15 protein-coding genes are annotated in these 22,521 nt (G+C 68.2%); 11 read left to right on the forward strand and 4 right to left on the reverse strand.

The features are described from left to right. Nucleotides 1-215: 215 nt before the first annotated feature. Nucleotides 216-614 (reverse strand): SRPBCC family protein, encoded by a 399-nt coding sequence (locus C7I55_RS17370; RefSeq protein WP_106514261.1) that lies wholly within the window; start codon nt 612-614, stop codon nt 216-218. 126 nt (nt 615-740) lie between these two features. Here C7I55_RS17370 and C7I55_RS17375 point away from each other — a divergent pair, with 126 nt between their 5' ends. Then, complete coding sequence (locus C7I55_RS17375) at nt 741-1,337, forward strand: Ada metal-binding domain-containing protein (protein ID WP_233222265.1); 597 nt, start codon at nt 741-743, stop codon at nt 1,335-1,337. A 104-nt stretch (nt 1,338-1,441) separates the two neighbouring features. Here the strand turns inward: C7I55_RS17375 and C7I55_RS17380 are convergent, their stop codons facing one another. Beyond that, nucleotides 1,442-1,837 carry an Ohr family peroxiredoxin gene (locus C7I55_RS17380; protein WP_106514262.1) on the reverse strand — a complete coding sequence of 132 codons (396 nt, stop codon included), beginning with the start codon at nt 1,835-1,837 and terminating at the stop codon, nt 1,442-1,444. A 143-nt stretch (nt 1,838-1,980) separates the two neighbouring features. Here C7I55_RS17380 and C7I55_RS17385 point away from each other — a divergent pair, with 143 nt between their 5' ends. From C7I55_RS17385 to C7I55_RS17395, 3 genes are all read left to right on the forward strand, one after another. Next, on the forward strand, nt 1,981-2,493 hold the full coding sequence (locus C7I55_RS17385; protein ID WP_106514263.1) for a MarR family winged helix-turn-helix transcriptional regulator: 513 nt from the start codon (nt 1,981-1,983) through the stop codon (nt 2,491-2,493). Between the two features lie 140 nt (nt 2,494-2,633). After that, the gene (locus tag C7I55_RS17390; RefSeq protein ID WP_106514264.1) at nt 2,634-4,124 is read left to right on the forward strand and encodes a CYTH and CHAD domain-containing protein; all 1,491 of its coding nucleotides are present in this window, start codon (nt 2,634-2,636) and stop codon (nt 4,122-4,124) included. 25 nt (nt 4,125-4,149) lie between these two features. Beyond that, nucleotides 4,150-4,653 carry an NUDIX hydrolase gene (locus C7I55_RS17395; protein ID WP_199192865.1) on the forward strand — a complete coding sequence of 168 codons (504 nt, stop codon included), beginning with the start codon at nt 4,150-4,152 and terminating at the stop codon, nt 4,651-4,653. Between the two features lie 31 nt (nt 4,654-4,684). Here C7I55_RS17395 and C7I55_RS17400 read toward each other — a convergent pair whose 3' ends face one another. After that, nucleotides 4,685-5,776 (reverse strand): Na/Pi cotransporter family protein, encoded by a 1,092-nt coding sequence (locus C7I55_RS17400; protein ID WP_106514266.1) that lies wholly within the window; start codon nt 5,774-5,776, stop codon nt 4,685-4,687. A gap of 101 nt (nt 5,777-5,877) precedes the next feature. Beyond that, entirely contained in the window at nt 5,878-6,996 is a 1,119-nt protein-coding gene (locus tag C7I55_RS17405) for a sugar-transfer associated ATP-grasp domain-containing protein (protein ID WP_106514267.1), read from the reverse strand. Nucleotides 6,997-7,332: 336 nt separating this feature from the next. Here C7I55_RS17405 and glgX point away from each other — a divergent pair, with 336 nt between their 5' ends. From glgX to glgB, 7 genes are all read left to right on the forward strand, one after another. Continuing rightward, on the forward strand, nt 7,333-9,456 hold the full coding sequence (gene glgX / locus C7I55_RS17410; RefSeq protein WP_233222266.1) for a glycogen debranching protein GlgX: 2,124 nt from the start codon (nt 7,333-7,335) through the stop codon (nt 9,454-9,456). Between the two features lie 73 nt (nt 9,457-9,529). Beyond that, entirely contained in the window at nt 9,530-11,272 is a 1,743-nt protein-coding gene (gene treZ / locus C7I55_RS17415; protein WP_106514269.1) for a malto-oligosyltrehalose trehalohydrolase, read from the forward strand. Nucleotides 11,273-11,368: 96 nt separating this feature from the next. Further along, nucleotides 11,369-13,363 (forward strand): 4-alpha-glucanotransferase, encoded by a 1,995-nt coding sequence (gene malQ / locus C7I55_RS17420; protein ID WP_106514270.1) that lies wholly within the window; start codon nt 11,369-11,371, stop codon nt 13,361-13,363. After that, complete coding sequence (gene treY / locus C7I55_RS17425) at nt 13,360-15,888, forward strand: malto-oligosyltrehalose synthase (protein WP_106514271.1); 2,529 nt, start codon at nt 13,360-13,362, stop codon at nt 15,886-15,888. The genes malQ and treY overlap by 4 nt, the downstream gene beginning before the upstream one ends. A 128-nt stretch (nt 15,889-16,016) precedes the next feature. After that, a complete protein-coding gene (locus C7I55_RS17430; protein WP_106514272.1) occupies nt 16,017-17,642 on the forward strand; it encodes an alpha-D-glucose phosphate-specific phosphoglucomutase in 1,626 nt (541 codons plus the stop codon). Between the two features lie 214 nt (nt 17,643-17,856). Beyond that, complete coding sequence (locus tag C7I55_RS17435; protein WP_106514273.1) at nt 17,857-20,310, forward strand: glycogen/starch/alpha-glucan phosphorylase; 2,454 nt, start codon at nt 17,857-17,859, stop codon at nt 20,308-20,310. A gap of 38 nt (nt 20,311-20,348) precedes the next feature. Then, nucleotides 20,349-22,496, forward strand: a complete 2,148-nt coding sequence (glgB, locus tag C7I55_RS17440) for a 1,4-alpha-glucan branching protein GlgB (RefSeq protein WP_199192866.1) — start codon at nt 20,349-20,351, stop codon at nt 22,494-22,496. Nucleotides 22,497-22,521: the final 25 nt, after the last annotated feature.

Below are 22,521 nucleotides of genomic sequence, written 5' to 3' on the forward strand. Positions count from 1 at the left end.
TCGTATACGATCCTCGCAGGCTGATGCGCCGAGACGAGCCGCTGGCGGCACGAGTTGCGGAACAAGACGGGCTCAGAGCCGCGGCCAAACGGGACGCCGCGGATGCGCGATACCGGCCGGCCTTGCCGACGAAGCGTGGTATCGCCCTTCATGACGGATGGTGGGCGATCCCATGAGGCAACGATGACGCATGAGCTAACCGGGGGCGATCGTAATCAGCCCCCCTCGAAGTGCGCCTTCATCCGTTGCAGCCCCGCCGCCATCATCGGCGCGATGCGCTCGGCGAACGAAGGGGGCAGCGCGTCCGCAGTCCAGGTCACGCGGGCGCCACCCGGTGCTGCGAAGACCTGCAGCGCGCCGTTATGATGCTCGATACCCAGCACGCTCCACACCAGTCGGCGGCGCTCCTGGTCGATCGCGACGATCACCTCGTCCGCGATGACGCCGCCGGCGAACGTCACCCGCCGCGTCGGCGTCACGGCATCCGCAAGCATCTCGGTGTCGACGACGAAACCGGGCACCAGGCGCGTGTGGAGCGCGCCGACATCACACGCGGCGTCCCAGATCGCCTCGGGCGCTGCGGCGATCTCGATCTCGTGGTGGATGGTCGGCATGGCCTCTCCCTTTCTCCGATGAATGCGGGGCAGGATAAGCCGGACGGCCGGGCTGCGGCTGGCACGAAACGGACCTCGTCATCCGCTCCGCGTGACGTACCGGTCCGCCGAGCGTAACAAGAGAGGGTGCAACGCAGCCGCCACCTGGATCATCCGGATATCAGCTTCGAGATGTGCGAGCGTGCGCGCTATGCGCGGGATCCGGCCTATGACGGGATCCTGTTCATCGCGGTGACCTCGACCCGCATCTATTGCCGCCCGGTCTGCCCGGTGCGCCAGCCGCTGAGCCGCAACGTGCGTTACTTGCCGAGCGCGGCCGCGGCGGAAGCGGCGGGGTTCCGGCCCTGCCTGCGCTGCCGGCCCGAGGCGGCGCCGCACTCGCCGGCGTGGATCGGCGCGCAGGCGACGGTACGCCGCGCCTTGCGGCTGATCGAGGAGGGGGCGCTCGACGGCGACGCGGCGGGCGTCGAGCGGCTTGCCGAACGGCTCGGTATCGGGCCGCGGCATCTCTCGCGCCTGTTCCGCCGCTATCTCCAGACCACGCCGACCGCCGCCGCCCGCACCGCCCGGGTGCAGCGCGCCAAGCGGCTGATCGACGGATCCGGGCTGCCGATGACGGAGATCGCCCACCGCGCCGGCTTCCGAAGCCTGCGCGCGTTCAACGCCACCTTCCAGGCGGTGTACCGCATGCCTCCGAGCGCGCTGCGGCGGGTGCAGCCCTGATGACATCCCGTAAGCCGGAAGACATTGGCTGAAACGGCGGCCTGAGCCCCCAGCGTCTCTCCGCCGGCCGTTCGCCCCGTGGGCGAACGGCGCGGGGTTTGCGGTCAGGCGAGTGCGAGTTCGACCTCGATATTGCCGCGGACGGCCTTGGAGTAAGGGCAGATCAGGTCGGCGGCCTCGATCAGTTCCTGGGCGGTCTCGCGGTCGAGGCCGGGGACGCTGACGTCGAGGCGCGCGCGCAGGAAGAAGCCGTCGGCACCCTGCAGCAGATCGAGCTCGGCATCCACTTCCGGAGTCTCGGGCAGGCGGATCTTGCGCTGGGCGGCAGCGACACCGAGCGCGCCGAGGAAGCAGGCGGACCATGCGGCGGCGAACAGATGTTCCGCGGCCGGATGCGGTGCGGGCAGCGGGAGATCGAGCGTGCCGTCACTGCTGCGCGCGCTACCGTTGCTGCCGCCAACGACGTGGGCGCCACCGGTGAAGAGGATCTTGTCGGTCATGCGTGCTGTCCTTTCGAATGAGTCCAATCGGCTCCGATTAAATCGGATGCGATGTAAATAGCTGCGGTGGCATGGCCCGTCAACCCCCTTCCGATCTTATCGGATACGATCTATATCGGTGGTGCTATCAGGAGAGATGTTTCATGGCCGCCACGAACGACGCGCCGAAGCCCGGTTCAGACGCTCCGACCGACGCCTCGGACAACATGCCGGTGCAGGGCGGAGAGATTCGCAGCCTGTCCAACTTCCTCTGCTTCGCCATTTATTCGGCGAACCTCGCCTTCGGCCGCGCCTACAAGCCCGTGCTGGATCCGATCGGCCTCACCTACACGCAGTATATCGCGCTGGTCGCGCTGGCGCAGGAGGACGGGCAGACGGTCGGCGCGCTCGGCGAGAAACTGTTCCTCGAATCGAACACGCTGACGCCGATCCTCAAGAAGCTCGAAAGCCTCGGCTTTCTCGAACGCCGCCGCGACCCGGCCGACGAACGGCAGGTGCGGATGACCCTCACCGCCGCCGGCCGCCGGCTGCTCGAAACCGATCCGGGCGTTGCCGTCGCGGAGGCGGCGGAGCTCGGCGACGAGCTTGCCGACCTGCAGCGCGCGGTCGCCGACCTGCGTGACAAGCTGCTGCGCGCGGGCAGGAAGGTGGCGTAAGAACGACATCAGTGCGCCATGGCCTTGCGGCTGCCGGTCGTCTGGCCGGTAGGGGCGCGGAACTCCGCCACCGCTTCGCTGTTGCATCGGAGAGGGTTTTCACAACCACAGGCTGGAGCGATGTACGGCGGACGATCCCGATGACGGCTTCTCGGGAAATCGAGCTGAAGCTCGAACTGAGCGAAGCCGGCGCCCGGGCCCTGCGCACAGCCGGCGTGCTGGCGGGCACGGCGCCGAGCACCGCCCGCCAGACCACTATCTATTACGACACGGCCAAGCGTGCGCTCGCCCGGCGCGGCATGACGCTGCGCCTGCGCCGGTCGGGCGGCCGGGTGATCCAGACCATCAAGCAGGCGCGTGGCGATGCGGCCGGGCTGTTCGCGCGCGCCGAATATGAAGAGGATGTCGCCGGGCCCGGGCTCGATTTCGACGCGATCGATCGAACCCCGATCGGCAGCAGCATCGGCGCCAAGCGGCGCGGGAAGCTCGAGCCGGTGGTGACCTCCACCGTCGAGCGAAGCGTGTGGCTGCTCGATCATGCGGGGAGCGCGCTCGAGGTCAATCTCGACGAGGGCATCATCGTGGCGGGCGGCACCGAGCAGCCACTGAGGGAGCTCGAGATCGAGCTGAAGCGCGGTGCGCCCGACGCCATCCTAGACCTGGCGCGCGCGATTGCCCGCGACGTCGACATCAGCATCGGCGTGCTCACCAAGGCGGAACGCGGCTTCGCGCTTGCCGCCGGAACGCTCGGCACGGTCAGCAAGGCGGAGCCGATCCTGATCGGTCCCGGCATGACCGTCGCCGAAAGCTTCGCCGCGATCGTCCACGCCTGCCTCAAGCATTTCCGGTTGAACGAGGGGCTGATCGTCGAACGCCGCGACGCCGAGGCACTGCACCAGGCGCGCGTGGCGATGCGGCGGCTGCGATCCGCATTGTCGCTGTTCGCGCCGGCAATCGCCGATCCGGAATTCGCCAGGCTCAGGGAGGAATTGCGCTGGTTCACCGGCACGCTCGGCGACGCCCGCAATCTCGACGTCCTGCTGCAGCGCTTCGCCGACGAAGCGCTCCCGGCCGAGGACGAAGCCGCGCTGACGGCGTCGCGCGACGCTGCCTATGCGCAGGTTCTCGCCGCCTTGGGTTCCGGGCGCGCGCGGACGCTGATGCTCGATCTGGTCGGTTGGATCGAATTGGGGGCCTGGCGGACGGGCGACGCCGCGACCGCGCCGATCCTTTCGTTCGCCCTCGACCGGCTGGAACGGCGCTGGCGCAAGATCAAGAAGGCCGGGCCGCAGCTTAAGACGCTCGACGAGGAGCCGCGCCATCGGCTCCGCATCGAGATCAAGAAGCTGCGCTACGCCCTGGAGTTTCTCGCCGGGCTGTTCGATCCGGACAGCCACAAGGCATTCCTGCACGCAATGGCCAACATGCAGGAGGAGCTTGGCGCGCTCAACGATTTCGCCACCGCGCGCGGGCTGCTCTCCGAGATCCCGGGGATCGCGCCGGAGCGCATTCCCGCGCCCGGCCGCGATGCGGAGCGCAAGCATCTGCGCAAGGCGCAAAAGGCGTTTGCCAACGTACGTGCCGTCGGCCCCTATTGGCGCGAGGCCGTGGCCTCAGGCGCAACGCCGTGACCGGACGCGTGCTGCAGGAATGCCGGTGGCCGGTCCAATGACCGTTCCCGCCAGAGTGCTGCGCCTGGGCCTGTCGCTGTTCGGTCGGCTGGAGCGCTCCCCCGAGGGCGAGGCGCTGCCGCTGCAGGCCGCGGCTTTGCCCTGGCGCCGCGGCGCCAAAGGCGAGACCGAGCTTCTGCTGGTCACCAGCCGAAGTTCGGGCAAGTGGATCCCGCCCAAGGGTTGGCCGATGCGCGGCAAGAGTCTCGCCGAAGCCGCGCAGATCGAGGCCTACGAGGAGGCAGGGGTGCGCGGCCGGATCTCGGACGTTTCCTGCGGCGCTTTCCAGCGCTCGAAGACTCATCGCGCGCTCGGCCCGATCACCTTCCTGATCAAGCTCTACCCGTTGGAGGTCACCGAAGAGCTCAAGACATGGCCCGAGCAGGCGCAGCGCAAACGCCGCTGGTTCGCTCCCGAAGCGGCCGCCGATGCGGTGCAACCGGCCGAGCTCGCCGACCTGCTCCGCAGTTTTCGAGTTCCCCGGCGCTAGCAGCGCCCGCCATACCGACGGCGGCGCGCGGTCAGGTCGTGGCGGTCGCCGGCTGCGGCTCCGCCTGCTGATCGGATCCGCCCGCCGTCTCCGGGATGACTCGATCGAGCAGACGCGCGATCGTGCCGACGAACGGAAGCACGAGCAATGCGCCGGCGATGTTGAACAGGACGTGGGCGTTGGCGAGTTGCTGGCCGACGCCGCCGGCGGTGGCGGCGGCGAAGCGGGCGAGCAGGCCGATCAGAAGCAGGCCGAGCGTCACCGTGACGATGTTGAACAGCAGGTGGAAGACACCCGCCTTGACGGCCGCACGAGACCGCCCGATCGTCGCGATCAGCGTATCGGCGCAGGTTCCGATCTCCGCCCCGAGCATCATCGCGAGCCCGGCGGGAAGGCTGATCAAACCGCCGCCGGCCAGAGTGATCACGATCGCCATCATCGCCGAGGAGGATTGGATTGCGACGGTCACCACCGCCCCGGCAAGCACGCCGAGCAGCGGATTTTCGAGCTGCTTCAGGAAAGCGAGGATGTCCGGATGGTTCTTCAACGGCTCGGCCGCCTCGCCGATCACGTGCAGGCCGAACAGGACGATGCCGAGGCCGAGCAGAATCGACGCATGGCGCTTGACCTTGTCCGAACGCGCGAGGCCCCGCCACAGCAGGCCCGCGGCGAGCAGCACGGGCGCGAACTGATCGACGTTCCAGGCGAAGATCTGGCTGGAGACGGTGGTGCCGATGTTGGCGCCGAGGATCGCCGGCAGGGTTGCGGCGAACGGCACCAGCCCGGCATCGACGATGGTGATCATCAGGATGATCACGACGGACGAGGAATCGAGTGCCACCGTCGCGGCAGTGCCGCTCGCCAGCGCCGCCCCCCGGTTGGACGAGAAACGCTGCAGGAGCCGCTGGAAGCGACTGCCGTGCGCCGCCTTGAGGCTGCCGGCGAGGAGCTCGACGCCGTAGAGGAAGAGGGCGAGGCCGCCGATCATCGAAAGGGCGAGGGCAAGCCAGTCGATCTTGCCGGGGTCACCCGGCGGCTGCGCAAGCGCGGAGGTCGACAGCAGCGCCGCCGCCGCGGCGAAGAGGAAGAGGGCGGATCTGGCGCGAAACGGACCGGCAGGCATGAGCGAGCTCCCGAAGCCCCCCGGTCCCCGCACCCATTGAACACAGCTTGATGACCGTTTGATGATAGGTCCGCAAGCGCACCTGCCGCGACCGCCCGGTTCTACCGGTCGAGTTCGACCAGCCTGGCCGCACGCCAGCGGCTTTCCGGCACCGCCTCCAGCGCCCGCCGGTAGCAGGCACCCATCGGCATCTGCGAGAGACCGGCACCGGCGGAGACTTGCGGCAGGATCGTGCCGGGGTTCCAATTGCCTTCGATAAGGATTGGACCGGCCTCTCCGAGACCGATGTCCCAGCCGACCACCGCATAAGAGGAGCCGAGCCGCGCATGCGCCTCCTGCGCGAGGCGGGTCGCTCCGGCGAGCATGTCCGGCGGCAGCACCCGCTCGAGGTCCTCGCCCGTGGCCGGATGGGCCCGCAGCGCCTGCAGCAATCCGTCAGGGCTCTTGCCGAAAGCATCGCGCAGACGGCCGGCGCAATCTGGCGTCGCGATCAGGCCACCGCGGTTGAAATTGTCGACGGGGGCGGTGCCGCCGCCAAGCCGGACCACCGCCAGCCCGGGCTCGGGCGGACCGTGGCCGTCCAGGAAGGTCATGATCCGTACGGTCGGCAGGGCAGCGGGCGAGATCAAGGCGAGATCGGGATTCGCGGCAATCGCCTGCTGGGCGATGCCGCCCTTGGCGACCACATCCGCGATCCGGGCGGCAAGCGCCGCGTCGTCGACAGCGGCGCCGTCGCTCGTCCACCAGCGGCCGCCATCGCGGCGGACCCGGACGACGCCTCTGCCCTTGGAGCTGAAATTGGGCTTGAGGATCAGATCGCCGGACGCGAGCAGCCGCGCCGTATCGGTCTCAAGGCCAGGCGCGATGGTGAGCGGCGCCGCCAGCCCGTTCGCCGCCGCGAAACGGGCGAACGCGACCTTGTTCTTCAGCAGGCTGGTGCCGAGCGGCAGCGCGCCGGGATTGATCAGCCGATGCATGCCGCGGCGAACGTGCATCGCGACGTAGCGGTCGGGCGCGACCCGGCCCTGGATCAGACGCCATTCGGATCGGGGAATGCCGAATTCGCGCGACTCGCCGCGCCCGTTGCCGAATCGGCCGAGCGCATGCGCCAAAGCCCGGCTGGCGGCGCCGAGATGCCGTTCGAGGCGTTCGAAATAGAAGGACAGAAGGGCGTCCGGATGAGCGCGGCCGGCCGGGGGGATGCGCCGCAGAGTCAGCATTGCGGGCTCGTGCCGCTGCGCTTGTCCAACGCCGCCCGAACGCGGGAGGCGATCGATGAACGCGGGGCGCCGTCGGCACGTGCAGGCGGTGCACGCCGGGGGGACGATTCAGCCACGGCGCTGCGCTTAGCGGAGCTTGCATGTCAGGAATGTGACCGGAAGATCAGCTGCGTCGGCTGATCGGCGCTGGCAGCGGGCGCACTCCCGCGCGGATGCTGCAGCGCAAAAACACGGGAACCAGCCTCCTTCTCCGCCGTTCCCACGCCTGATCCGCACCGCGCCGTCCTGGCGCGTGCGGGCTCGCGTGCCCGTCTCCAGTCTCGTGAAGGAATGCTCTTGAACCGCCTGCCGGACCGCCTGGAAAGCGGTTCTCCCTATCCGCTCGGGGCGACGTTCGACGGCCTCGGCGTCAATTTCGCGGTCTTCTCCGCCCATGCCGACGCGATCGAATTGTGCCTGTTCGATCCCTCGGGCAAGCGCGAGGTCGCGCGGATCGCGCTTCCGGAAGTCACCGACGAGGTGTTCCACGGCTATCTTCCCGAGGCGCGGCCGGGCCTGCTCTACGGCTATCGTGCCCACGGCGCCTACGCGCCCGAACAGGGCCACCGTTTCAATCCGCACAAATTGCTGCTCGATCCCTATACCCGCCGGCTCCACGGCCAGGTGCGCTGGACCGATGCGCTGCACGGCTACCGGGTGCGCTCGCGGAAGGCCGATCTGTCGTTCGACGCGCGCGACAGCGCGGCGGCGACGCCCAAGGGCGTGGTTACCGCCGATGCATTCGACTGGACGGGCGACGTCCGCCCGAACACCCCCTGGTCGAAGACGGTGATCTACGAGGCGCATGTCCGCGGCCTCACCCGGCTGATGGAAGAGGTGCCGCCGGAGGAACGCGGCACGTTTTCGGCACTCGCCCATCCCAAGGTGATCGATCATCTGAAGCGGCTCGGCATCACCGCGCTCGAACTGATGCCGATCCACGCCTTCGTGAAGGACCGCTTCCTGGTCGAGAAGGGGCTCACCAATTATTGGGGCTATAACAGCCTGTCCTTCTTCGCGCCGGAGCCGCTTTACGGCGCGCGCGGCCAAAGCGTCGAGGCGACCCATGACGATCTGAGGATCGCGATCCGCCGGCTGCACGCCGCGGGCATCGAGGTGATCCTCGACGTCGTCTACAATCATACCTGCGAAGGCAGCGAGCTCGGCCAGACGATGAGCTTCCGCGGCCTCGACAACGCCTCCTATTACCGCCTGCAGGCGGACAATCCGCGTTACTGCGTGAACGACACCGGCACCGGCAATACGCTCAATTTCGGCAGCGCCCGGGTGGTCCAGCTCGTCGCGGATTCCCTGCGCTACTGGGCGGAAAGCTTTCGGGTCGACGGCTTCCGCTTCGATCTCGGCGCCACGCTCGGGCGCGATGCGGCCGACGGCGGCTTCGATCCGGGCGCGAGCCTGTTCGACGTGCTGCGCCAGGATCCGGTGCTTGGGCGGCTGAAGCTGATCTCCGAGCCGTGGGACATCGGCCCGGGCGGCTACCAGCTCGGCAATCACCCGCCGGGCTTTGCCGAGTGGAACGACAAATATCGCGATTCCGTCCGCCGCTTCTGGAAGGGCGATGCCGGCCTGCGTCCCGAATTCGCGGCGCGCATTGCGGGATCGGGGGACCTGTTCGACCGCCGCGCGCGCCGGCCCTGGGCGAGCCTCAACTTCCTCGCCAGCCATGACGGCTACACGCTCAACGATCTGGTCAGCTACGAGCAGCGCCACAACGAGGCCAATGGCGAGGATAACAGAGACGGCCACAGCGACAATATGAGCTGCAACTGGGGCGCCGAAGGGGAGACCGGCGATCCGGCAATCCTCGCGGTGCGGGGCCGGGTGCGCCGTTCGATGCTGGTTACGTTGCTCTGCTCGCTCGGCACGCCGATGCTGCTCGCCGGCGACGAATTCGGCCGGACGCAGGGCGGCAACAACAATGCCTATGCCCAGGACAATGAGATCAGCTGGATCGACTGGGCGGCCGCGCGCTCGGAAGAGGGCGAAGCGCTGACCGACTTCGTCGCGCGCCTGATTGCGCTGCGGCGGGATAACGAACTGATCCGCAGCGGGCGCTTCCTCTACGGCCAGGAAGAGGTGGCGGACGGGGTGCCGGACATCGACTGGTTCGACGAGAGCGGCAACCGGCTGAGCCCCGAGGATTGGCAGAATCCGGAAGGGCGCGCGCTGGTGATGCGGCGGGCGCGGCGCACCGATGACGGCGGCATCGAGACGGTGGACCTGCTGGTCAACGGCAGCCACGTGCCGCTGAGCTTCACGCTGGCGGGGCCAGCGCTGCAGCGGCGGCTGATGGTCGACAGCGCCGATCCGACCGGGGCGGAACGCGACCTCGGCGACGGCGAGGCGATCGAGGTCGCCGATCGCGGGGCGGTGGTCGTGGTCGGGTGGAGTCGGGCGTGATCAACGTCCCGGCCCTCGTTCTTCCTCTTCCTTGCTGGGAGGGGAGACATGAATCGAAGAGGGTGAGGCGGCTATGACCTCCTTCTCCCATCCGACGACCTGGGGCGCCACCCTGCTCCCTGACGGGCGGGCGCGCTTTCGCTTGTGGGCTCCCGGCAGTGACGCCGTCTTGCTCGAGATCGAGGGGCGCGATCCGATGCCAATGACGTCCGAGCCGGACGGCTGGTTTGCGCTCGAGGCCCCTGCGGCCCCAGGCACCGCCTACAAATACCGCGTCTCGCCCGATCTCGCCGTGCCCGATCCCGCCTCGCGCGCGCAGGCCGGCGACGTTCATGATCCGAGCCTCGTCGTCGACCCCGCAGCCTATGCCTGGCGCCGCCCCGACTGGACCGGCCGGCCGTGGGAAGAGGTGGTGCTGTACGAACTGCACGCCGGTGTGCTCGGCGGATTCGCAGGCGTTGCCGAGAAGCTCCCGGAGATCGCGGCCCTTGGCGTCACCGCGATCGAGCTGATGCCGATCGGCGATTTCTCCGGCACCCGCAACTGGGGCTATGACGGGGTGCTTCCCTATGCCCCCGATGCGGCGCTCGGCACGCCGGACGAATTGAAGGCGCTGGTCGACCGTGCCCACGAACTCGGGCTGATGGTGTTCCTGGACGTCGTCTACAATCATTTCGGGCCCGACGGGAATTATCTCGGCGCCTACGCGCCCGCCTTCTTCCGCGAGGACGTGCACACGCCTTGGGGCGGGGCGATCGACGTGCGGCAGCAGGCGGTCGCCCGCTATTTCATCGACAATGCGCTGATGTGGCTGAACGAATATCGTTTCGACGGCCTGCGCTTCGACGCGGTCCACGCGATCGGCGACTCCGATTTCCTCGACCGCATGGCGGCGGAGATTCGCGCGGGCGTCGAGCCGGGGCGGCACGTCCATCTGGTGCTGGAGAATGAGGGCAACGACGCCGCGCGCCTGGGGCCCGGGGGCTATGACGCGCAGTGGAATGACGACTTCCACAACGTCCTCCATGTCCTGCTGACCGGCGAGCGCGACGCTTATTACGCCCATTTCGCCGAGCGCCCCGCGGAGCGGCTTGCGCGCTGCCTGGCCGAGGGCTTCGTCTACCAAGGCGAGGATTTCGACGGCCACGCCCGCGGCGTGCCGTCGGGCCATCTGCCGCCGACGCGGTTCGTGCCGTTCCTCCAAAATCACGACCAGGTCGGCAATCGCGCGCTCGGCGAGCGGCTGACCCTGCTGACCGACCCTGCCAGGCTCCGCGCCGCGACCGGGCTGCTGCTGCTGGCGCCGCAGATACCGTTGCTGTTCATGGGCGACGAATTGGGATCGGAGAGCCCGTTCCTGTTCTTCACCGATTTCCACGACGAACTCGCCGACGCGGTGCGCGAGGGACGGCGCAGGGAATTCGCCAAATTCCCGGCCTTTGCCGATCCCGAGGCGCGGGCGAAGATTCCGGATCCGAACGCGCGCTCGACGTTCGAGGGGTCGCGGCCCCAGCCCGGGCCGGGCTCGGAGGCGTGGCGGGCCTTGTACACCGAATTGCTGGCGCTGCGGCGGGCGCGGATCGTGCCGGGGCTTGCGGAGGCGCGCAGCGAGGGTGCGGAAGCGATCGGCGAAAAGGCGGTGGTGGCGCGCTGGCGGCTCGGGACCGGGCGGCTGACCGTGGCGTTGAATTTGGGTGATCAGACAGCGGCGCTGGCCGCGCCCGAGGCGGCGCCGTTGACGGTGATCGGAGAGGCCCCTGGCGAGGGGCTGCTCCCGGGAGCCTCCTTCGCGGCGTGGCTGGAGGACGTGCGATGATGGGCGTCTTCACGCCGTCGAGCGGTTTCGGCCGCAACCCACCCCTTTCCCCGCCCTTGAACGGGAGGGGCGGTTGATAGATCGGAAATTCGCGCAATGACTGACCAGGCTCTCCATGCCCTTGCCGATGCGGCCGGGCTGATCGTCGAGTGGGAGGATGCGGACGGGAATCCGCAGACCGTGTCCGATGCCAATCTGCGGACCATCCTCACCGCGCTCGGCCACCCCTGCGCGACCCCAGCCGATTGCAAGGCTGCGGCCGAGGCGCTTGCGCAGGCGCATGCGGCCAATTTCGTCACCGCCGATCTCGGCACGCCGGTGAGGCTCCCGGGCGTTCACGGCAAGGTGCGGATGCGGCTCGAGAGCGGGGAGACGATCGAGCATGATCTCGGCCCCGACGGACTGCTGCCGGCGATCGACGTGGCCGGTTATCACGGGATCGAGCATCATCACGGATCGCTGGTCGTCGCGGTCGCGCCGCAGCGCTGCGCGCCGATGCCGGCGGGCGAGGGCGGGCGGCGTCCCTGGGGCGCGTCGGTGCAGATCTATGCGCTGCGCGGCGAGCATCCGACCGCGTTCGGCGATTTCGGCGCGCTCGCCGAATTCGGCTGGGCAGCGGCCGAGCGCGGCATGGATGCGCTGGCGATCAGCCCGGTCCACGCGCTCTTCACCGCCGATCCGGGGCGCTACAGCCCCTATTCGCCGTCGAGCCGCGAATATCTCAACCCGCTGTTCATCGATCCGGCGCTGATCGGCATCGAGCATGATTGCGGCGGCCCCGGAACGGGCGACCTCATCGATTGGCAGCAGGCGTGGCCGTGCCGGATGCAGGCGCTGCGCCGCTTCCACGACGATTTCTTCGCCGATCCCGATCGGGATGAGAGCCATTTCAACGCTTTCGCAGAAATAGGCGGCGAGCGCCTCCGCCAGCATGCCGTGTTCGAGGCGCTGCAGGGCTTCTTCTTCCGCACTCAGGGCGCCGGCGGCTGGCAGGCCTGGCCGGCCGATTATCGGGATCCGCACGGTGAGGCGGTGGCCAAATTCGCCAAGGCCAATGCCGACGAGATCCGCTTCCACATCTTCCTGCAATGGCTCGCCGACGCATCGCTCGGCGGCGCCCACGGCATCGCCCGCGCGCGCGGCATGGCGGTGGGCCTCGTCGCCGATCTCGCGGTCGGGCTCGATCCCGGCGGCAGCCATGCCTGGAGCCGCCGCGGCGAATTGCTGACCGGGCTCGGCATCGGCGCGCCGCCCGACGCGTTCCAGGCCGCCGGCCAGAATTGGGGGCTGACCAGCTTCTCGCCGGAGGGCCTGCGCCGGACCGGCTTCGCGCCGTTCATCCGGATGCTGCGTGCGGCGATGCGCCACGCGGGCGCGATCCGCATCGATCACGCGCTCGGCCTTCGGCGGCTGTGGCTGGTTCCCGAAGGCGCCTCGCCGATGGACGGCGCCTATCTCAAGATGCCGGAGCAGGATCTGCTGCGGCTGATCGCGCTGGAATCGCAGCGCGCCGGGGTGGCGGTGATCGGCGAGGATCTCGGCGTCGTCCCGCCGGGCTTCCGCGACGCGATCGCGGCACGCGGCATCTACGGCATGCGGGTGCTGCCGTTCGAGCGCAACGAAGACGGCGAGTTCCGGCCGAATGCAGACTGGGGCGCGGGCGCGGTGGCAATGACCAGCACCCACGATCTCGTGCCGATCGCCGGCTGGTGGCGCGAACGCGATCTCGACTGGCGCGAGAAGCTGACCGGCGCCGACATGGCCGATGCGCGCAGTGCGCGCGCCGAAGAACGGGCTGGGCTGTGGGGGGCCTTCGTCGACGCCGGAATCGTCACCGGCAAAGCGCCGGCCGGCGACGACCCGGAGCCGGCACTCGATGCCGCGCTGGCCTTCACCGCTTCCGCGCCATGCGATCTTGCGCTGTTTCCGGCGGAAGATCTGTTCGGCATCGACGAGGCGCCGAACCTTCCCGGCACGATCGACGAGCATCCCAATTGGCGCCGCCGTCTCCCGGGCACCGGCGAGGCCTTGCTCTCCGATCCCGCCAATGTTCGGCGGATCGAGCGGATCAACCAGGCGAGGGCCAAGTGACGCCGCGCGCCACCTACCGGATCCAGTTCCACAAGGATTTTCCGTTCTCGGCCGCCCTGCCGCTGGTCGACTATCTCGCCGACCTCGGCATCAGCCACCTTTATGCGTCGCCGATCGCCACTGCGCGGGCCGGCTCGACCCACGGCTACGACGTCGTCGATCCGACGACGATCAATCCGGAGCTTGGCGGCGAGGCGGATTTCCGCGCGCTGGCGGCGGCGTTGCGCGCGCGCGGGCTCGGCATCATCCTCGACATCGTGCCCAACCACATGGCCGTCGGCGGCGCCGACAATGAATGGTGGCTCGACGTGCTCGAGAAAGGTGCCCAGAGCCCCTATGCGCGCTATTTCGACATCGACTGGGCGCCGGCCGATCGCGAGCTCGAAGGCAAGGTGCTCGCGCCCTTCCTCGGCGCGCCCTATGACGAGGTGCTCGCCAGCGGGGATCTCGTGCTCGACTACGAGCCGGACAAAAGGCGTCTTTCGGTGCTCGCTTACGGCACCCACCGTTTCCCGATCCGCCGCGACGATTATCCGGCCCTGCTCGCCGAAGCCGGATCAGAGCGGCTCAACGATGCCGCCGCGGAGGAATTGAAGACACTGTATGACGGGACCCGCGACGCCGGGCGCGAGCGGCTCCATGCCCTGCTCGATCGCCAGCTTCACCGGCTCGCCTGGTGGCGGGTGGCCGGCGACGAGATCAACTGGCGCCGATTCTTCGAGATCACCGAGCTCGCCGGCCTCCGCGTCGAGGATCCGGCGGTGTTCGACGCCGTCCATGCGCTACCGCTGCGGCTCTATGGCGAAGGACTCATAGACGGAGTCCGCGTCGACCATGTCGACGGGCTCGCCGACCCGACCGATTATTGCCGCCGCCTGCGCGCCGCGCTCGACGTGGCTGCAGCCTCGCGCCTGCCCGAGGCGCCGGGCGGGCCCGCTTATCTGGTGGTCGAGAAGATCCTCGCCGAGGGTGAACGGCTGCCGCCTGAATGGGGCACCGACGGCACCAGCGGCTATGATTATATGAACGAAGCCGCGGCCCTGCTCCATGATCCCGCGGGCGAGGCGCCGCTGTCGGATTTCTGGGCGGAGCTCAGCGGCCGGCCGCGCGACTTCGCCGAGGAGGAGAAGGCCGCGCGGCTGGAAATCCTCAGCCGCAGCTTCTCGGGCCAGCTCGAGGCCGCGGTCGCCGCCTTCCACGCGCTCGCCCGATCCGACGTTTCCACCCGCGACGTCTCTGCCGGCGCGCTCCGCCGCGGACTGACCGCTCTGCTGTCGGTGTTCCCGGCCTATCGCACCTATGGCACCGGCGACGGCGCAGTGGAAACGGACGCACCGATCCGCGCGGACGCCGCTGCGCGCGCCAAAGCGGAGATCGGACCGGCCGAAGCGCCGTTGATCGACCGCGTCGTCGGCTGGCTCGCCGGCGAGGGGCCCGGCGACCTCGCCTTGCGTCGCGACGCAGTGCGGCGGTTTCAGCAGCTCTCCGCGCCGGTGTCGGCCAAGGCGGTCGAGGACACCGCTTTCTACCGCTACGGCCGATTGCTCTCGCGCACCGACGTCGGATTCGATCCGGGCCGCTTCGCCGCGACACCGGAGCATTTCGCCCGGGCGTCAGTCGAGCGCCTCGAAACCTTCCCGCACGCTCTGCTCGCTACCGCGACCCACGACCACAAGCGCGGCGAGGACGTCCGCGCGAGGCTCGCCGTGTTGAGCGAGTTGCCCGAGCGCTGGATCGAGACGGCGCGGCGCTGGCTCGCTCGCGTGCCCGACGGGATCGACGCGGGCGACGCCTATCCGCTGTTCCAGACTCTGGTCGGTGCCTGGCCGCTGGCGGGAGGCACGGACGATTTCGGCGCGCGGGTTGCGGCCTGGCAGACCAAGGCGCTGCGCGAGGCCAAGCTGCGGTCGTCTTGGACGCATCCGGACGAGGTCTATGAGCAGAGGTGCGAGGCCTTCGCCCGCGATCTGCTGGCGGGCGGCTTCGTTGCCGAGCTCGAGTCCTTCGTCGGCGAGATCGCGGCGGCGGGGGCGGTCAACGCGATCACCCAGGCGGTCCTGCGCTGCACCGTTCCCGGGGTGCCCGATTGCTATCAGGGCACCGAATTCTGGGATTTCAGCCTAGTCGATCCCGACAATCGCCGGCCGGTCGGTTTCGCGGCGCGGATCGAAGCGCTGGCAGAGGGCGCGGACGATTGGCGTTCGGGCGCGGTGAAGCAGAAGGCGATCGCCGAGGCGCTGGCGCTGCGGCGGGAGAAGCCGCAGCTGTTCGCGCAAGGGCGGTTCGAGCGCATCGCAGTGACCGGGCCGCGGGCGGACCACGTCTTCGCGTTCCTGCGGACGCACGGCGAGGATCGCTTGCTGGTGACGGTGCCGCTTCATGTCGGCGCGGCGCTGCACGGTCTCGACGCGCCTGTCTTCCCGGCGCAATATTGGGACGATACGCAGATTGTCGTTCCCGGCGGGGAGGTGCTTGAGGCGGCGGAGCTGTTCGGGGAAAGGTCTTATGCCTTGCGCCGGGTCTAGTTCGCGTCCCGTCCTCAGCCTCATCGAGGGGCAGGACCGTCACCTGGAGAGGACGCGTCGAAAGGATGGACAGGGACGGACGCGGACGCCATGCGCTCGTGCCGTAAGCGTAACGAAAGGGTAATCCATTGACGATCAGAGACGTCGCCACCCGGCCCTATGCCGACCAGAAGCCGGGCACGTCGGGCCTGCGCAAGAAGGTGCGCGTGTTCCAGCAGGAGAATTACGCGGCGAACTTCATCCAGTCGGTGTTCGACGTGATCGACGGCCGCGACATCCTCGTGATCGGCGGCGACGGGCGCTATTTCAATCGCGAGGTGATCCAGATCGCGATCCGCATGGCGGCGGCGAACGGCTTCGCCAGAGTGGTCGTCGGCCGCGGCGGCATCCTTTCGACGCCCGCCGCAAGCCACGTCATCCGGCTGCGCAAGGCGACCGGCGGGCTGATCCTCTCAGCAAGCCACAATCCGGGCGGGCCCGACGAGGATTTCGGGATCAAATATAACGGCACCAATGGCGGCCCGGCGACCGAGAAAGTCACCGACGCGATCTACGCGCGGACCAAGGAAATCGACCGCTATCGCGTCGTCGATGCCGACGAGATCGATCTGGACACGATCGGCGAGACGCACGTCGGCGACATGGCGGTGGAGGTGATCGACTCCGTCGCCGATTATGCCGACCTGATGGAGAGCCTGTTCGATTTCGCCGCGATCCGGGCGATGATCGCCGGCGGCTTCACCTTGAGCTTCGACGCGATGCATGCGGTCACCGGGCCTTATGCGACCGAGATCCTCGAGCGGCGGCTGGGTGCCGCGGCGGGCACGGTTCAGAATGGCGTGCCGCTGCGCGATTTCGGCGGCCACCATCCCGATCCCAACCTCGTCCACGCCCACGAGCTCTACGAACGCATGATGGGCGAGGCGGCACCCGATTTCGGCGCCGCATCGGACGGCGACGGCGATCGCAACCTGATCATCGGCCGCGGCATCTTCGTCTCGCCCTCGGACTCGCTCGCCGTGCTTGCCGCCAATGCCCATCTCGCTCCGGCCTACTCGGCGGGCCTCGCCGGCATCGCCCGCTCGATGCCGACCAGCCAGGCCGCCGATCGGGTCGCCGAGGCGCTCGGCATCGGCCTTTTCGAGACGCCGACCGGCTGGAAGTTCTTCGGCAACCTGCTCGATGCCGGGCTGGTGACGATCTGCGGCGAGGAGAGCGCCGGCACCGGATCCAACCACGTCCGCGAGAAAGACGGCGTCTGGGCGGTGCTGCTGTGGCTGAACATCCTCGCCAGCCGCAAGCAGAGCGTTGCCGAAATCCTGACGGAACATTGGGCGCGGTTCGGGCGCAATTATTATGCCCGCCACGATTACGAGGCGCTGCCGGTCGACAAGGCGGACGCGGTGGTCGGCGGTCTGCGCGACAAGCTCGACCGGCTGGCCGGGATCGAGGTCAATGGCCTGCGAATCGCCAGCGCCGACGATTTCTCCTACCTCGATCAGACCGATCAGTCGCTCAGCCGGCACCAGGGCCTGCGGGTGCTGTTCGACGACGGCTCGCGGATCGTCTTCCGCCTCTCCGGGACCGGCACCGAGGGTGCGACGTTGCGCGTCTATCTGGAGCGCTATGAGCCGGCCGGCGGCGATCTTGGTCTTGCGGTCGGCGATGCGCTGAAGCCGCTGATCGATGCGGCGGAAGCGCTTGCCGGGATCAAGGTGCATACCGGGCGGGAGCGGCCGGACGTGATTACGTGAGGGAATTCAATCACGCCCCTTCCCTTCAGGGGGAGGGGCTTCTCTTTTGGCGGGACGGTGCCGATCGTCCTCTCCCCCTTACCGTCCGCCTACGCAGAAACGCGGCGTTGCAGGGGCGTAACGGCGGCCCTAACCTGCATCTCTTTTCCCGGGGTGGGGTAGCATGGCGTATAATGATTTCGGCTCGGGCGCGCCGGGGGGCGTTGCACGGGCGATGACCGCGAGCCAGCTCGCTTTGCCGTCGCAGGACGAAGATGTCGCGGCGCTGCGGCGGCTGATCGTCAACAAGCTCGCTTATTCGGTCGGCAAGGATCCGATCGCGGCGCGCGCGCATGACTGGTTCCTGGCGACCGCGCTGGCGGTCCGGGACCGGGTGATCGAGCGGTGGATGACCTCCACCCGCGCCACCAAGGCCGAGAAGAAGAAGCGGGTCTATTATCTCAGCCTCGAATTCCTGATCGGCCGTTCGCTGGTCGACAGCCTCCACAATCTCGGTCTCACCGAGACGATGCGCACCGCCCTTGGCGAGCTCGGCGTCGATCTGGAGGCGCTTCGTGGGCTCGAGCCCGATCCGGCGCTCGGCAACGGCGGACTCGGCCGGCTCGCCGCCTGCTACATGGAATCGATGGCGAGCCTCGCCGTCCCGGCGCACGGCTACGGAATCCGTTACGAGAACGGCCTGTTCCGGCAGGTGATCAAGGACGGCGAGCAGCAGGAATTCCCCGACACCTGGCTCGAGCACCGCAATCCCTGGGAGTTCGAGCGGCCCGAAGTCGCCTATCCGATCGGTTTCGGCGGCAGCGTCGAGGCGCTTGCCGGCAATGGCGGACATGCGGCGATCTGGCGCCCGGCCGAGACGGTCGACGCGATCGCCTTCGACACGCCGGTGGTCGGCTGGCGCGGACGCCACGTCAACACCCTGCGCCTGTGGTCGGCGCGCGCACCCGATCCGCTGCGGCTCGATACGTTCAACCGCGGCGACCATCTCGGCGCACTCGCGGCCCGCGGCCGTGCCGAAGCGATTACCCAGGTGCTCTACCCGTCCGACGAGAGCGAGGCGGGGCAGGAGCTGCGCCTCCGCCAGGAATATTTCTTCGCGTCCGCCTCGATCCAGGATCTGCTCCGCCGGCACCTCGAAACGGCGCCGCTGGAAACGCTGCCCGATTGCGTCGCGATCCAGCTCAACGACACCCATCCGGCAATCGGTGTCGCCGAGATGATGCGGCTGCTGGTCGACGTCCACCAGGTCGAGTGGGAGAAGGCCTGGGCGCTGACCCAGGGCGTGTTCTCCTACACCAACCACACCTTGCTTCCGGAAGCGCTCGAGACCTGGCCGGTGCCGCTGATGGAGCGGCTGCTGCCGCGCCACATGCAGATCATCTATCTGATCAATGCGCTCCACCTCGATCGTCTCGCAGAAGGCGGCAAGACCGATCCGGCCCTGCTCGCCACCGTCTCGCTGATCGACGAGCACGGCCCGCGCCGGGTGCGGATGGGGCCGCTGAGCTTCCTCGGCTCGCACAAGGTGAACGGGGTATCGGCGCTTCACACCGAGTTGATGAAGGAGACGGTCTTCCGCGATTTCCACGCGCTCTATCCGGATCGGATCGTCAACAAGACCAACGGAATCACCTTCCGCCGTTGGCTGCACGAAGCCAATCCCGGCCTCACGCGCCTGCTCGTCGAGGTCGCCGGCGAAAGCGTGCTCGACAAGGCGGAAGGCCTGGAGATGCTGGCGGCGCACAGCGGCGACAGCGCGCTCCACGAACGCCTCGCCCGGGTGCGCCGCGCGAACAAGGAAGTGCTCGGCGGGATCATCGAGGAGCGCACCGGCATACGCGTCGATCCGGACGCGATGTTCGACGTCCAGATCAAGCGCATCCACGAATATAAGCGCCAGCTGCTCAACATCCTGGAGACGGTGGCGCTGTACGCCGCGATGCGCGCCCATCCGACCAGCGACTGGACGCCGCGGGTCAAGATCTTCGCCGGCAAGGCGGCGGCGAGCTACCATCGCGCCAAGCTGATCATCAAATTGATCAATGACGTCGCCGCGGTGGTGAACGCCGATGCGACCCTGCGCGGACGGCTGAAGGTCGCCTTCCTGCCCAATTACAATGTCAGCCTGGCCGAGCGGATCATTCCGGCCTCCGATCTTTCGGAGCAGATCTCGACCGCCGGCATGGAAGCCTCTGGCACCGGCAACATGAAGCTGGCGCTGAACGGGGCGCTGACCATCGGCACGCTCGACGGCGCCAATGTCGAGATCCTCGAGCGGGTCGGCGCCGACAATATCTTCATCTTCGGCATGACCGCCGCGGAAGTGGAGGCGCGCCGCGCCGCCGGGATCGACATGGCCGAGACGATCGCCGCCTCGCCGATGCTCGCCCAGGCGCTGGAGGAGCTGCGCTCCGGCCGCTTCTCGCCGGGCGAGCCGGACCGCTACCGCAGTCTCGTCGACGATCTCACCCACCGCGACTATTTTCTGGTCTCGGCCGATTTCGACGCCTACGCCTCCGCCCAGGCCGAGGTCGCGCAACGCTGGCGCGATCCCGCCGCCTGGTGGAGAAGCGCCCTGTTGAACATTGGCGGGGTCAGTTGGTTCTCCTCGGATCGGGCAGTCCGGGAATATGCGGAGGACATCTGGAACGTACCGCTAGCAAGGTAGGAAAAGCGCCGGCGAGCTGGCGCGCCTCCGACGCTGAGGTGGCTGCGGTCGCCGCCGCGCGCCACGCCGATCCGTTCGCGATCCTGGGCCCCCACCGCCAGGAAGGCGCCACAGTGGTCCGCGCGTTCGTGCCGGGTGCCGAACGGCTGGAGCTGATCGACGTGACGGGCAAGGCCTTCGCCGAGATCGCGCGTACCCATGACGACGGCTTCTTCGAAGGGCTGATCGAGGGGGACCTTCCGGCCTACCGGCTACGCGCGACGCGCGGCACGGAAAGCTGGGAGCAGGGCGATGCCTATCGCTTCGGTCCGGTGCTCGGCCCGCTCGACGACCATCTGATGGGCGAGGGCGCGCACCGGCGCCTGTGGGACAAATTGGGTGCCCACCCGATCACCCACGAAGGCGCGGACGGTGTCGCCTTTGCCGTTTGGGCGCCGAATGCGCGCCGCGTCGCCGTGGTCGGGGATTTCAACCGCTGGGACGGGCGCCGCCATCCGATGCGCAAGCGTGTCGACAGCGGCGTCTGGGAGATCTTCATTCCCGAGCTCGGCGAGGGCGAGGGCTATAAATACGAGATCATCGGCCCCGGCGGGGAATTGCTGCCGCTCAAGGCCGATCCGGTCGGCTTCGGCTCGGAACTGCGCCCGGGTACCGCGTCGGTGGTCGAGCGGATCGACACTCTGCCCGAGGTTCGCGCCGGCTATTCGGCCGCCGGCGACCTTCGCCGTCAGCCGATGTCGATCTACGAAGTCCATCTCGGATCCTGGCAGCGCCGGCCCGACGGCCGCTTCAATTCCTATGACGACATCGCCGACCGGCTGATCCCGTACGTCGCGGAAATGGGCTTCACCCATATCGAGTTGCTGCCGATCTCGGAGCATCCGCTCGACGACAGTTGGGGCTATCAGCCGATCGGTATGTTCGCCCCGAGCCGCCGCTTCGGCGAGCCGGCCGGCTTCGCGCGGCTGGTCCAGCGGGCGCACGAAGCCGGCATCGGCGTGCTGCTCGATTGGGTTCCGGCCCACTTTCCGTGCGACGTCCATGGCCTGTCGCGTTTCGACGGAACCCACCTGTACGAGCATCCCGATCCGCGGCGCGGCTTCCATCCCGACTGGGGCACTGCCATCTACGATTTCGGCCGGCGCGAGGTGGTCAATTACCTGATCGCCAATGCGCTCTATTGGCTCGAGATATTCGGCATCGACGGCCTCCGCGTCGATGCGGTCGCCTCGATGCTCTACCTCGATTATTCGCGCGAGGCCGGGCAGTGGATCCCCAATTCCGAGGGCGGACGCGAGAATCGGGAGGCGGAGAGCTTCCTGCGCGAACTGAACACGATCCTCTACGGCGCCTTTCCCGACCGCTTCACCGTCGCCGAGGAATCGACCGCCTGGCCCGGAGTCTCCGCGCCCGTCCATGGCGGCGGCCTGGGCTTCGGCTTCAAGTGGAACATGGGTTGGATGAACGACACGCTGGATTACATGGCGCGCGAGCCGGTCCATCGCCGCTTCCACCATCACCAGCTCACCTTCGGCCTGCATTATGCCTTTTCGGAGAATTTCATCCTGCCGCTCAGCCACGACGAGGTCGTGCACGGCAAAAAGTCGATCGTCGGCAGGATGCCCGGCGACCTCTGGCAGAAATTCGCCAATGCCCGGGCTTATTACGGATTCATGTGGGGCCATCCCGGCAAGAAATTGCTGTTCATGGGCCAGGAATTCGGACAGTTGAAGGAGTGGGCCTTCGGCACCGAGCTCGACTGGCACGTGCTCGCCGACCCGCTTCATTCCGGCCTCAAGAATGCGGTTGCCGCACTGAATCGGCTGCACCGAACCGAGCCGGCGCTCCACCGCCGCGATGCCGATCCGGAAGGCTTCCGCTGGATCGTTGCCGACGATGCCGACCAGTCCGTAATCGCTTGGCTTCGCTTCGGCGACGAAGGCGATGCGCCCGTGGCGGTGATCAGCAACATGACTCCGGTACCCCGTCCCGGCTACCGGATCGGCCTGCCGACGGCAGGACGCTGGATCGAGATCTTCAATTCCGACGCGCACGAATATGGCGGCAGCGGGATTGGAAATCTTGGCGCGGTTGATGCAACCGAGCAGCCGGCGCACGGTTTTCCTGCTTCGGTGGAGCTTGTCCTTCCACCGCTTTCCACCCTGTATCTGAAGCTGGGAGAGTGAATGAAACCAGCAAGACGGTGGTCAG

This window comes from Allosphingosinicella deserti (genome assembly GCF_003012735.1).
GTDB lineage: Bacteria > Pseudomonadota > Alphaproteobacteria > Sphingomonadales > Sphingomonadaceae > Allosphingosinicella > Allosphingosinicella deserti.